The organism is Stenotrophomonas maltophilia group sp. RNC7 (genome assembly GCF_030910085.1).
In the GTDB taxonomy this organism is placed as follows: domain Bacteria; phylum Pseudomonadota; class Gammaproteobacteria; order Xanthomonadales; family Xanthomonadaceae; genus Stenotrophomonas; species Stenotrophomonas sepilia.
Genome location: NZ_JAVFVN010000499.1, coordinates 1 through 429, shown reverse-complemented (window position 1 = coordinate 429; position 429 = coordinate 1). Strand labels below are relative to the sequence as shown.

Here is a 429-nt window from a genome sequence, read left to right as displayed (position 1 = left end):
GTCCAGGACCCCTACTCGCTGCGCTGCCAGCCGCAGGTGATGGGGGCCTGCCTGACGCAGATCCGCCACGTGGCGCAGGTGCTGCAGATCGAGGCCAACGCCGTGTCCGACAACCCGCTGGTGTTCGCCGAACAGGGCGACGTGCTGTCGGGCGGCAACTTCCATGCCGAGCCGGTGGCGCTGGCGGCCGATAACCTGGCCCTGGCGCTGGCCGAGATCGGCGCGCTGTCCGAGCGCCGCATTTCGTTGATGATGGACAAGCACATGTCGCAACTGCCGCCGTTCCTGGTGAGCAACGGCGGCGTCAATTCGGGGTTCATGATCGCGCAGGTCACGGCGGCCGCGCTGGCCAGCGACAATAAGGCGCTGGCGCATCCTGCCAGCGTCGACAGTCTGCCGACCTCGGCCAACCAGGAAGACCACGTGTCG

At 67.8% G+C, this 429-nt stretch carries 1 protein-coding gene; it reads left to right on the top strand.

Features of this window, described 5'->3' with window-relative positions; genetic code table 11:
- The coding region (locus tag RCF13_RS09625) for an aromatic amino acid lyase (RefSeq protein WP_308141097.1) at positions 1-429 on the top strand (429 nt) is incomplete at both ends.